The organism is Pseudomonas fuscovaginae SE-1 (assembly GCF_000364705.1).
GTDB classification, from domain to species: Bacteria; Pseudomonadota; Gammaproteobacteria; order Pseudomonadales; family Pseudomonadaceae; genus Aquipseudomonas; species Aquipseudomonas fuscovaginae_A.
Window position 1 is genome coordinate 1 of record NZ_AQOH01000025.1, and the last position, 10,833, is coordinate 10,833.

Genomic DNA, 10,833 nt, shown 5'->3' on the forward strand with positions numbered 1-10,833 from the left:
TGTTGGGCGGCGCGGGTGCCGACCAGTTCATCGGCGGCGCGGGTACCGACACGGTCAGCTATGGCGACAGCACCCAAGGCGTGACCATCAACATGCAGACGGGTATCAATACCGGCATTGCGGCGGGTGATACCTACGAAAGCATCGAAGTGATCCAGGGTTCCAGCTACTCCGACGTCTTTGTCGGCAGTTCGGGAGTGGACCGTTTTAACGGCGGCGCCGGCATGGACATGCTGAGCTTCGCCAGCGAGACCTCCGGCATCGTGCTCGACTTGAGCACCCCCGTGCTGACCGGTATCGCCGCAGGCGACACCTACACCTCCATCGAGATTTTCCAGGGTACTGACCAGGCCGATACCTTCACAGGCAGCCTGGCCAATGCCGAAAACTTCATTGGCGGGGTGGGTGCCGATACCTTCAACGGTATGGGACGCGGGGACGGTGCCTGGTACCTCACCAGCAGCGATGCCGTCCAGATCGACCTGCAAAACGGCACCGCTTCCGGTGGCGATGCCCAGGGCGATGTGCTCAACAACATCGACAACCTGATGGGTTCGGACTTCGATGACACGCTGACTGGCAACGCCTACTCCAACAGGCTGGAAGGCGGCGCGGGTAACGACACCATCTACGGCGGGGACGGCAACGACTTCATCTATGGTGGCACCAGTACCGATACCTCGGCTGTGAAACCGGCATCGGGCCTGAATACTGCCCAAGCCGACATGCTCTACGGCGGCAATGGCAACGACACCATGGTCAGCAGCACCAACGATACCGGAAGCATCCTGTATGGCGAGGCCGGCAGCGACAACATCACGGTGTATTCCGGTGTCGCTATCGGAGGGGATGGCAACGATACCCTGAGTGGTCTCGGTTATGGCTATGAGCTTCACGGGGGAGAAGGCTTCGACACGCTCAACCTGCACAACTCCGGAGACGCTTACGGCGGTGAAGGTGGCGATGCCTATATCGTCTACTCGAAAACCATGGTGGCCATCCTCGACACCGGTACCTCGGGTGTCGATACGGTGACATTGAAGAACATCCAGAGTGTCAGTGATGTCCAGGTTGTCAGGACGGATCTGGGGGCCTACATCTTCTCGGCGACCGACGTGAAGAATGGCAACCTGGACTCGGGGGTTTTCCTGAAGGACTGGTACAACGGCAGCAACACGATCGAGCTGTTCTACACCAACAATGGAGAGTCGTTCACCCTTCCGGTTTGACAAACAATAAGCGGAGTCCGCAGTCAGGGGCTTTGCTGAGCTGAAGAAAACGGTCCCCCGGCTTATCGCCGGGGGACCGTTTTTCATGGTGTGTGAAAATTTCCAATGGGCAAAAGAAAACCCCCGCCAGGTCCAGGACCTGGCGGGGGTTTCTCAGGTTTGCGCCATCAGGCGCTCACCCGCTCAGCTTATTGGCAAGCTTCGCAATCCGGCTCGTCGATGGCGCAAGCCTTCGGTACCGGAGCCGGGCCGGCTGGAGCGGCCGCGGCAGGAGCTGCCAGGACCGAGTCGTCGCCGTGGTTGCCGCCGCTGGAAACAGCGTTCAGCTTGCCGGTGTTGATGGTCGACTTCTCGGTGCTGGTCGCGGCCAGGGCACGGAGGTAGTAGGTGGTTTTCAGGCCACGGTACCAGGCCATGCGGTAGGTCACGTCCAGCTTCTTGCCCGAGGCGCCGGCGATGTACAGGTTCAGCGACTGAGCCTGGTCGATCCACTTCTGGCGACGGCTGGCGGCGTCGACGATCCACTTGGTTTCCACTTCGAACGCGGTGGCGTACAGGTCTTTCAGCTCTTGCGGGATACGCTCGATCTGCTGCACCGAACCGTCGTAGTACTTCAGGTCGTTGATCATGACCGAGTCCCACAGGCCGCGGGCTTTCAGGTCGCGAACCAGGTACGGGTTGATCACGGTGAATTCGCCCGACAGGTTCGATTTCACGTACAGGTTCTGGTAGGTCGGTTCGATCGACTGCGATACGCCGGTGATGTTGGCGATGGTCGCGGTCGGTGCGATGGCCATGATGTTCGAGTTACGAATACCCTTCTGCACGCGGGCACGTACCGGCGCCCAGTCCAGGGTTTCGTTCAGGTCGACATCGATGTACTTCTGGCCGCGGGCCTCGATCAGGATCTGTTGCGAATCCAGCGGCAGGATGCCCTTGGACCACAGCGAGCCCTGGAAGGTCTCGTAGGCGCCACGCTCGTCGGCCAGGTCGCAGGAAGCCTGGATCGCGTAGTAGCTGACCGCTTCCATCGACTTGTCGGCGAACTGCACGGCGGCGTCCGAACCGTAAGGGATGTGCTGCAGGTACAGCGCGTCCTGGAAGCCCATGATGCCGAGGCCGACCGGACGGTGCTTGAGGTTGGAGTTCTTCGCCTGTGGCACCGAGTAGTAGTTGATGTCGATGACGTTGTCGAGCATGCGTACGGCGGTGTTCACGGTGCGCTGCAGCTTGGCGGTGTCCAACTGGCCGTTGACGATGTGGTTCGGCAGGTTGATCGAGCCCAGGTTGCAGACGGCGATTTCGTCCTTGTTGGTGTTCAGGGTGATCTCGGTGCACAGGTTCGAGCTGTGGACCACGCCCACGTGCTGCTGCGGGCTGCGCAGGTTGCACGGGTCCTTGAAGGTCAGCCATGGGTGGCCGGTCTCGAACAGCATCGAGAGCATCTTGCGCCACAGGTCCTTGGCCTGGACCACCTTGAACAGCTTGATCTTGTTGTACTCGGTCAGGGCTTCGTAGTACTCATAGCGCTCTTCGAAAGCCTTGCCGGTCAGGTCGTGCAGGTCCGGCACTTCCGATGGCGAGAACAGGGTCCACTTGCTGTCGTCGAAGACACGCTTCATGAACAGGTCGGGGATCCAGTTGGCGGTGTTCATGTCGTGGGTACGACGACGATCGTCACCGGTGTTCTTGCGCAGCTCGATGAACTCTTCGATGTCCATGTGCCAGGTTTCCAGGTAGGCACAGACCGCGCCCTTGCGCTTGCCGCCCTGGTTGACCGCCACGGCGGTGTCGTTGACCACTTTCAGGAACGGTACGACGCCCTGGGACTTGCCGTTGGTGCCCTTGATGTACGAACCCAGCGCACGGACCGGGGTCCAGTCGTTGCCCAGGCCGCCGGCGAATTTCGACAGCATGGCGTTGTCGTGGATCGCGCCGTAGATGCCCGACAGGTCGTCCGGCACGGTGGTCAGGTAGCAGCTCGACAGCTGTGGACGCAGGGTACCGGCGTTGAACAGGGTCGGCGTCGAAGCCATGTAGTCGAAGGACGACAGCAGATTGTAGAACTCGATGGCGCGGTCTTCACGCTGCTTCTCCTCGATCGCCAGGCCCATGGCCACGCGCATGAAGAAGATCTGCGGCAGTTCGAAGCGGATACCGTCCTTGTGGATGAAGTAACGGTCGTACAGGGTCTGCAGGCCCAGGTAGGTGAACTGCTGGTCGCGCTCGTGGTTGATCGCCTTGCCCAGCTTCTCCAGGTCGAACTCGGCGAGTACCGGGTTCAGCAGTTCGAACTCGACGCCCTTGGCGACGTAGGCCGGCAGGGCCTTGGCGTACAGCTCGGCCATTTCGTGGTGGGTGGCGCTTTCGGCCACGCCGAGGAAGCCCAGGGCTTCGGCACGCAGGGTGTCCATCAGCAGGCGGGCGGTCACGAACGAGTAGTTCGGCTCGCGTTCCACCAGGGTGCGGGCGGTCATCACCAGGGCGGTGTTGACGTCTTTCAGGGCTACGCCGTCGTAGAGGTTCTTCAGGGTTTCGCGCTGGATCAGGTCGCCGTCGACCTCTTCCAGGCTTTCGCAGGCTTCGCTGACGATGGTGCTCAGGCGGCCCATGTCCAGCGGTGCGAGGCTGCCGTCGGCGCGGGTGATGCGGATCGACGGGTGAGCGTTGACCGGCTCTTCGGCAGGCGCGCGGGTGGCGCGCTCCTTGGCGCGCGAGTCACGGTAGATCACGTAGTCGCGGGCGACTTTCTGCTCGCCGGCGCGCATCAGGGCCAGTTCGACCTGGTCCTGGATTTCCTCGATATGGATGGTGCCGCCCGAAGGCATGCGGCGCTTGAAGGTGGCGGTGACCTGTTCGGTCAGGCGCGCGACGGTGTCGTGAATGCGCGACGAGGCGGCGGCGGTGCCGCCTTCAACTGCAAGGAACGCTTTGGTGATGGCGACGGTGATCTTGTCATCGGTGTAAGGAACGACAGTGCCGTTACGCTTGATCACGCGCAGTTGGCCCGGCGCGGTGGCGGACAGATCCAGATTCGAATCGGAAGCCTGCGGCACAGTGCCCTGCGGGTTCTCGCGAGTTGTGTCGGTTTGCATGGGTGTCTCCACGTTCTCTATGTTTGTTTGGGCACCACGAAGGTGCCCACCGTTCCGTCCTGAAGCACTACAACCGACGAGTGTCGTCGGGCATAACCACTCCGTGACAGTAGGAAAGGGGGCTTTTGGCTCCGCTTCCTTGCCGAAGTTTCGCTGGCGGCGGGTCGGTGACCCGCGACCGAATTCCTGGTGGGTGACAGTTCTCCACTGCAACACCCGTACCGTTTTCCCACGTGATAGGGGGAAAAGGCTGCCATCCGCGGGCGCGGCTTGGTCTTCTGGAAATCTGTTTAGTTCAACCCCTCGGCAGCAAGAAAAAAGCTTGAGTTTTTCGTCCGAAATGTGTTTGGGGTTTTGGGTGGAAACCCCTACATGTAGGGTTCTTTTTTCCACGGGGGTACAAGATAATGCGTTTTTGGGGGGGATTGCAACGTACTACCTGTGGATAAGACTGTGCGTAATTTGTGTATGAAAGGCTGAGGTCACGCGTAGGCCGCAGCAGCACTGGATCGGACCGTTTGTCACTGTTTTTTCCGCCTGAAACTGTCCGTGGCGGATTTTTGCGGGCGCGAACCCTATCACAGAAAAAGCCTGTTACCGAGTCCTGATCCGTGCATGTGTGCTCTTGTCGCACCGTTGCTACAATCGGCCGCTCACATGCTTTGGATCATCCGCCCGAATCATTACAAAAAGACGAGCGGAGCCTTCCCAACCGATCTTCGTCCGTAGAGGTAACCCGTGGAGCAAGAGGCCTGGCAGGTATTGATAGTCGAGGATGACGAGCGTCTGGCCGAGCTGACCCGCGAGTACCTCGAGGGCAATGGCTTGCGGGTTTCCATCGAGGGCAATGGCGCCCTGGCGGCCGAACGTATCGTGCGCGAGCAGCCGGATCTGGTGATCCTCGACCTGATGCTGCCTGGCGAGGACGGCCTGAGTATCTGCCGGCGGATTCGCGACGCGTATGACGGCGTGATCCTCATGCTCACGGCGCGCACCGATGACCTCGACCAGATCCAGGGCCTGGATCTGGGCGCCGACGACTACGTCTGCAAGCCGGTGCGCCCGCGCCTGCTGCTGGCGCGGATCCAGGCGCTGCTGCGGCGCAGCGAGCCGTCCGAGAGCGCCGTGCCGCCGGTCCGCCGCCTGCAGTTCGGCCCGCTGGTGGTCGACGAGGCCCTGCGCGAGGCCTGGCTGGACCAGGCCGCCATCGAACTGACCAGCGCCGAATTCGATCTGCTCTGGCTGCTGGTGGCCAACGCCGGGCGGATTCTTTCCCGGGAGGAGATCTTCACTGCCCTGAGGGGTGTCGGCTATGACGGCCAGGACCGCTCCATCGACGTGCGCATTTCGCGCATCCGCCCGAAGATCGGCGATGACCCGGAGCATCCGCGGTTAATCAAGACCATTCGCGGCAAGGGCTATCTGTTCGTGCCGGAAGCGGCGGCAGAATTGCTCCTGTGAACTCGATCTTCCTGCGCATCTACGGCGGCATGTGTGCCGCCCTGGTACTGGTGGCGCTGCTCGGCGTGCTGGCCCTGCACCTGCTCAACGAGGTGCGCGGCGAGCAGTACCGTGAGCGGCTGGCCCACGGCACCTTTTCACTGATGGCCGACAACCTGCAGCCGATGGCCGATATCGAGCGCCGTCGTGCCCTGGTGGTGTGGGAGCGCCTGCTGGGCATTCCGCTGTCGTTGCAGTCGATCAGCGCCGCCGGTCTCGATCTCGGGCAGCGTACCCGGGTTTTGCGTGGCCAGGCCCTGGTGGTACAGAGCGGCCCCTATGCCGCGCGAGTCTACCGCCTGGTCAGCGAGCAGGAGCAACTGCTGCTGGCGGGCGATGTCCAGCAGATCAGCGAGCAGTTGGCGCGGGCGACCATCTATCTGTTGGCCGACGAACTGGTGCGCTACCCGTTGGCCGAGCAGCCGGCCCGTCTGGCGGCATTGAAGAAGGACAAGGGCTTCGGTTTCGACATGCGTCTGGTGGCGCTCGACCAGGCGGATATGGACGAGGACCAGCGTCGGCGTATCACCGAAGGCGACACGGTCATGGCCCTGGGCAAGGGCGGTGATTCGATCCGGGTATTCGCCGGGGTGTCGGGAACGCCCTGGGTTCTGGAAATCGGCCCGCTGTACCAGATGAACCCGTATCCGCCGCAGTGGCTGGTATTGATTGCGGTACTCGGGCTGAGCCTGATCGGCCTGATCGTCTACCTGCTGGTTCGCCAGTTGGAGCGACGCCTGCGCGGCCTGGCCTCGGCCGCCACGCGAATCGCCCAGGGCAGCCTGGAAACCCGTGTCCCGGCCGGTGGTGCGGACTCCATCGGGCGTCTGGCCGGGGCGTTCAATGACATGGCCGAACATCTGCAGCGCTCGCTGATGATCCAGCGCGAGCTGGTGCGGGCGGTGTCCCATGAGCTGCGCACGCCGGTGGCGCGCCTGCGTTTCGGCCTGGAGATGGTCGGTGACGCGACTACCGAGCAGGCCCGCGTCAAGTACATGGAGGGAATGGACAACGATATCCAGGATCTGGATCGCCTGGTGGATGAGATGCTCACCTATGCCCGGCTGGAGCAGGGCTCGCCGGCGCTGAATTTCCAGCGTATCGACCTCGATGCCATGGTCGATCAGGTGATCGGCGAACTGGCGCCGTTGCGCGCCGAGGTCCGGGTGTCACGTGGTATCTGCCTGTCGGCGGCCGATTGCGATGACGCCTGGGTCGAGGCCGAGCCGCGTTACCTGCATCGGGCCTTGCAGAACCTGGTCACGAATGCCATGCGCCATGCGCAGTCGCAGGTCAGCATCAGTTACCAGGTGGGGCAGTTGCGTTGCCGGATCGATGTCGAGGACGACGGCCCCGGCGTACCTGAGAGTGCCTGGGAACGGATCTTCACGCCGTTCATGCGCCTGGACAACAGCCGCACGCGGGCTTCGGGCGGGCATGGGCTGGGGCTGTCGATCGTGCGGCGGATCATTCACTGGCACGATGGACGGGCGCTGATCGGCAAGAGCAAGAACCTGGGCGGGGCCTGCTTCAGCCTGAGCTGGCCGCGGCATCAGGAGAAAGTCTGAGGGGCTGTCCGCGGATGAGTCCGGCTCCCGCAGGCGGTGCCCCCGTGCGCATGGCCGACTCCCAGGGCGCCGGATTCATTCGCGAGGCTACCGGGCAGCCGAGGAACACCAGCCCCTTCAGGCTGCGATGCTGACCAGGCTCAGCAGGTGTTCCCCCTGCACCACATACTGGGCATCCAGCTCGACACCCTGGCGCCATTCGCCGGAGAGGTCGGTCAGCAGGCGCATCCGCACATGCCCCCGCATGTCCCACTCCAGCACTTCGGCATGCTCGAAATAGAAGCGCTGCAGCACCAGCGGGTACAGTGCCTTGAACAGGCTTTCCTTGACCGAGAAGGTCAGAGTCACCGCCAGGGCGATCCGTTCGGCGGGGCCCGCCGTCATGCGCTGCAATTCGTTTGGCGTGAGAATTTCGCCGGCCAGGCGCTCGGCGCGGTCGTGGGGCAACAGGTTTTCCAGGTCCATTCCCAGGCCACGCCAGTGCTGTCTGTCGGCGACGATGGCGGCGGCCCGCCCGGTGCCGTGGGTGATCGAGCCACAGGCATGAGCGGGCCAGATGGGCGCGCGGTCCTCGCCGATGGCGGGGACGCAGTCGGTGCCGTCCAGTTTCAGCAAAGCGGCGCGGGCACAGAGCCGCCCGGCGAGGAATTCGGCCTGGCGCTTGGCGACCGAGCGCTGGATACTCGCCGGTGGCGCGATCCCGCTGCGCAGGAAGTCGTCCGGTGCCAGTCGGGCCGGGTCGAAGTGGGTGCTCAGCAGCACGCTGTGGGGCACGGCCACGGGCAGGGGCCAGTGGTGATCGAGCGCTGTGCAGCAGGCGGGGAGGGTATGGGGCGGATTCATGCCGGACATTCTGCCGGCTCGGACCGTGGCTGGATAGGGGCGAATTCGATTCGGGCTGTGTTCAGGGGGAGTTCAGGGCCGCTTGGGTAACCTGTAACGGTGATGATGCGCCGGGTCTGCAAGTGCTGGTTGGTCGTATCTTTTACGAAACACTTTGGCAGAACTGAGTTACCGTTAGTGGTGATGCGATGCCCGTATCGTTGGAGAGCGTTATGAAGTTGCTGGTGGTAGAGGATGAGGCGCTGCTGCGCCATCACTTGCAGACCCGGCTGACCGACAGTGGCCATGTGGTCGAGGCGGTGGGCAATGCCGATGAGGCGCTGTACCAGACCGAACAGTTCAATCACGACCTGGCGGTGATCGATCTTGGCCTGCCCGGCGTGGGCGGGCTGGATCTGATCCGCCAGTTGCGCACCCGTGGGAAAGTGTTCCCGATCCTGATCCTGACCGCTCGCGGCAATTGGCAGGACAAAGTCGAGGGGCTGGCCGCCGGGGCCGATGACTATGTGGTCAAGCCTTTCCAGTTCGAGGAACTGGAGGCGCGGATGAACGCATTGCTGCGGCGCTCCAGCGGTTTCACCCAGTCGACGATCACCGCCGGCCCGCTGTTGCTCGACCTCAACCGCAAGCAGGCTTCGCTCGATGAGCAGCCGCTGGCTCTGACGGCCTATGAGTACCGGATCCTCGAGTATCTGATGCGCCACCATCAGCAGGTGGTCGCCAAGGATCGCCTGATGGAGCAATTGTACCCGGATGACGACGAGCGTGATCCGAACGTGATCGAGGTGTTGGTCGGCCGTCTGCGGCGCAAGCTGGAGGGCCCGGTCGGCTTCAAGCCGATCGATACCGTGCGTGGCCTGGGCTACATGTTCAACGAGCGTTGCCGATGATTCGTTCGCTGCGGGTGCGGCTGATGCTGGCCGCCACGACCCTGGCGATTCTATTCATGCTGGCGTTGTTGCCTGCCATGCAGGGGACCTTCAGCCTGGCCTTGCAGGACGCCATCGAGCAGCGGCTGGCCTCCGATGTCACCACGCTGATTTCCGCGGCGCGGGTGGACAACAAGAAACAGCTGCAGATGCCCACCCTGCTGCCCGACGAGCAATTCAACCTGCCGGACAGTCGCCTGCTCGGTTACATCTACGACCGCGATGGTCGCCTGGTCTGGCGCTCCCGGGCGACTCAGGAAGAGAACATCAACTACAAGCCGCGTTATGACGGTCGCGGCAACGAGTTCGCGAAGATCCGCGAAGACAACGGCAGCGAGTTCTTCGTTTATGACGTCGAGGTCAAGCTGCTGGGCGGCAAGAGCGCGGCTTACAGCTTCGTCGCCCTGCAGCCGATGCGCGAATACAAGATGACCCTCGCCGGCCTGCGCGAGAAGCTCTACCTGGGCTTCGGCGCGGCGCTGTCGGTGCTGCTGGCGTTGCTGTGGATCGGTTTGACCTGGGGCCTGAGGGCGTTGCGACGGCTGAGCCAGGAACTGGACGAGATCGAAAGCGGTGAACTGCAGAGTCTCAGCGAGGAGCACCCGCGCGAGTTGCTGCGCCTGACCGGTTCCCTCAACCGCCTGCTGCGTAGCGAGCGCGAGCAGCGCAGTCGCTATCGCGACTCCCTGGATGATCTGGCCCACAGCCTGAAAACGCCGCTGGCGGTGCTGCAAGGCGTCAGTGAGGGCATGGCGCAGCGGCCGCAGGACCGCGACCAGGCGTGGATCCTGCAAAGCCAGATCGAGCGCATGAACCAGCAGATCAGCTACCAGTTGCAGCGCGCCAGTCTGCGCAAGAGCGGCCTGGTGCGGCACCAGGTCGAGCTGCGGCCGGTGCTCGACAGCCTCTGCAGTACCCTGGACAAGGTGTACCGCGACAAGCGGGTGCGGGTCGACATCGATGTGCCCGAGTTCAGCCATGTGCCGATCGAGCAGGGTGCCCTGCTGGAACTGCTCGGCAACCTGCTGGAAAACGCCTACCGGCTCTGCCTGAGCCAGGTGCGCATCAGCTTGCGTCGTGGTTTGCAGGGGATCGAGGTGTATGTCGAGGATGATGGCCCCGGGGTGCCGCCGGATCAGCGGGCGCGCATTCTCCAGCGCGGCGAGCGCCTGGATCGCCAGCATCCGGGGCAGGGAATCGGCCTGGCGGTGGTCAAGGACATCATCGACAGCTACGACGCCGAGCTGACCCTGGGTGACTCGCCCCTGGGCGGGGCCTCGTTCCGCATCCACTTCCCGACGCCCTGATGGGCTAAAGCTCCTGGGCGCGGTAGGCGCCAGGGGTCAGGCCGGTCCACTTCTTGAACGCCCGGTGAAACGCCGAGGGTTCGGAGAACCCCAGTTGCTCGGCGATCTGTTGCAACGACAAGTCGTTGCGGCCCAGGTGGTAGATGGCGATATCCCGCCGCAGTTGATCCTTGAGCTCCTGGAAACTGGTGCCTTCCTCACGCAGGTGCCGCCGCAAGGTCTGGGCGCTGATGTGCAGATGCTGGGCGACGGCTTCCAGGTCCGGCCAGCGGCTGGCGTCGCGGCTGAGCAGGCGGCGCAATTGGCTGCTCAGGCTGTCGCCGTCGTCGGGGCGGGCCAGCAGGTCGGCGGGGGCCCGCCGC

The 10,833-nt window shown here is 63.3% G+C and carries 8 protein-coding genes; 5 read left to right on the forward strand and 3 right to left on the reverse strand.

What is annotated here, in order from left to right; all coding sequences use genetic code 11:
- Positions 1 to 1,229 (forward strand): calcium-binding protein (locus tag K675_RS0103505; protein WP_017902126.1); only part of this gene is annotated, 1,229 nt, incomplete at its 5' end.
- 188 nt (positions 1,230 to 1,417) lie between these two features.
- On the opposite strand, the gene K675_RS0103510 is transcribed toward K675_RS0103505, so the two are convergent.
- A complete protein-coding gene (locus K675_RS0103510; protein WP_017902127.1) occupies positions 1,418 to 4,324 on the reverse strand; it encodes a ribonucleoside-diphosphate reductase subunit alpha in 2,907 nt (968 codons plus the stop codon).
- A 738-nt stretch (positions 4,325 to 5,062) separates the two neighbouring features.
- Here K675_RS0103510 and K675_RS0103515 point away from each other — a divergent pair.
- Both K675_RS0103515 and K675_RS0103520 read left to right on the forward strand, forming a co-directional pair.
- Positions 5,063 to 5,785 (forward strand): response regulator, encoded by a 723-nt coding sequence (locus K675_RS0103515; RefSeq protein ID WP_017902128.1) that lies wholly within the window; start codon positions 5,063 to 5,065, stop codon positions 5,783 to 5,785.
- On the forward strand, positions 5,782 to 7,392 hold the full coding sequence (locus tag K675_RS0103520; protein WP_017902129.1) for an ATP-binding protein: 1,611 nt from the start codon (positions 5,782 to 5,784) through the stop codon (positions 7,390 to 7,392). The genes K675_RS0103515 and K675_RS0103520 overlap by 4 nt, the downstream gene beginning before the upstream one ends.
- A 117-nt stretch (positions 7,393 to 7,509) precedes the next feature.
- Here the strand turns inward: K675_RS0103520 and K675_RS0103525 are convergent, their stop codons facing one another.
- Entirely contained in the window at positions 7,510 to 8,235 is a 726-nt protein-coding gene (locus tag K675_RS0103525) for a 4'-phosphopantetheinyl transferase family protein (RefSeq protein WP_017902130.1), read from the reverse strand.
- A 212-nt stretch (positions 8,236 to 8,447) separates the two neighbouring features.
- On the opposite strand from K675_RS0103525, the gene K675_RS0103530 reads away from it, so the two are divergent.
- A complete protein-coding gene (locus K675_RS0103530) occupies positions 8,448 to 9,125 on the forward strand; it encodes a response regulator (RefSeq protein WP_017902131.1) in 678 nt (225 codons plus the stop codon).
- A complete protein-coding gene (locus K675_RS0103535) occupies positions 9,122 to 10,471 on the forward strand; it encodes an ATP-binding protein (RefSeq protein ID WP_017902132.1) in 1,350 nt (449 codons plus the stop codon). Before K675_RS0103530 ends, K675_RS0103535 begins: the two co-directional genes overlap by 4 nt.
- 4 nt (positions 10,472 to 10,475) lie before the next feature.
- On the opposite strand, the gene K675_RS0103540 is transcribed toward K675_RS0103535, so the two are convergent.
- Positions 10,476 to 10,833 (reverse strand): helix-turn-helix transcriptional regulator (locus K675_RS0103540; RefSeq protein ID WP_017902133.1); only part of this gene is annotated, 358 nt, incomplete at its 5' end.

Excerpts from the sequence above, each read along its gene's own strand:
- K675_RS0103510 (WP_017902127.1), bottom strand. The coding sequence starts at position 4,324 with ATGCAAACCGACACAACTCGCGAGAACCCGCAGGGCACTGTGCCGCAG.
- K675_RS0103530 (WP_017902131.1), top strand. The coding sequence starts at position 8,448 with ATGAAGTTGCTGGTGGTAGAGGATGAGGCGCTGCTGCGCCATCACTTG.
- K675_RS0103535 (WP_017902132.1), top strand. The coding sequence starts at position 9,122 with ATGATTCGTTCGCTGCGGGTGCGGCTGATGCTGGCCGCCACGACCCTG.
- K675_RS0103525 (WP_017902130.1), bottom strand. The coding sequence starts at position 8,235 with ATGAATCCGCCCCATACCCTCCCCGCCTGCTGCACAGCGCTCGATCAC.